Source organism: Arsenophonus sp. ENCA (assembly GCF_002287155.1).
Lineage (GTDB): Bacteria > Pseudomonadota > Gammaproteobacteria > Enterobacterales > Enterobacteriaceae > Arsenophonus > Arsenophonus nilaparvatae.
This window is the reverse complement of record NZ_NHNG01000347.1, coordinates 1-815: the sequence shown is the minus strand read 5'-3', so window position 1 is coordinate 815 and position 815 is coordinate 1. Positions and strand designations below refer to the sequence as shown.

Here is an 815-nt window from a genome sequence, read left to right as displayed (position 1 = left end):
TGATTCTTGATATGGCAGACTGACGCATAAAAAAAAAACGCTTTCGGCGTGCTATGCGCCTTTGTAGTTACAGCAGGTTTGCAGACCCGACATCTGATTTTGCAGATGCAAGTAAACTATAGCGCATGATTTCTTCTTTCGTCAATAAGTTAATTTTCAACCGATAGTAGGTAAAATGTTACTTAAATCGTGGCTGTCCAGTACAATGACCTGATGGCCCAGGGCAAAAAGCCTTGCGTGTTCGCGCAATTGATAGGGGGTAGGTTTTTCGCTCGGTGCTTTGCACTCCACAAAAATAATCTTGCCATTGGGCAGGGCGACTAATCGGTCAGGCACACCCCGTCGTCCGGGTGAAACAAATTTATAGGCAATGCCGCCCATTTTTCGCACTTCACGMACCAAGTGTTTTTCGATACTGTCTTCCCTGACTAATCGCATGAATACATCCTTTTAATATTTTCTCTTTTAATTTGCATTAAGCAAAAATCGGCACGGTGTTCACTCCAGATACGGTTATTGCGATTGCGTGCCAGTCGATTTGCCTGTGACCATGCGCGCGCGGCTTCATGGTATTGCCCTGACTGCTCAAGATGTACCGCATCTTGTGCCGCCTTAAAATAAAGGGGGCTGTCGTTTTTTCTAAAGGCCATGGTGTTTATTTTATCCTGTGTGTTGTTTATTCCTTCCGATAGCGATAAGTCTCAAAGCCCGCTGCACTAAGCGGTAAATCAAAAGCCCAGTAAGGCTTGGCACTTAACAGTGCGCTTAACCCCTCGGCGGAAAATTGAGGAGTATCCGGCGCTTCGCTGATAATC

At 45.7% G+C, this 815-nt stretch carries 2 protein-coding genes; both read right to left on the bottom strand.

The window, feature by feature from the left end:
• Window positions 1–156: 156 nt before the first annotated feature.
• Window positions 157–438 carry a VRR-NUC domain-containing protein gene (locus CBG25_RS09210; RefSeq protein WP_290606181.1) on the bottom strand — a complete coding sequence of 94 codons (282 nt, stop codon included), beginning with the start codon at window positions 436–438 and terminating at the stop codon, window positions 157–159.
• Complete coding sequence (locus CBG25_RS09205) at window positions 429–650, bottom strand: ANR family transcriptional regulator (RefSeq protein WP_290606179.1); 222 nt, start codon at window positions 648–650, stop codon at window positions 429–431. Before CBG25_RS09205 ends, CBG25_RS09210 begins: the two co-directional genes overlap by 10 nt.
• Between the last annotated feature and the right edge of the window lie 165 nt (window positions 651–815).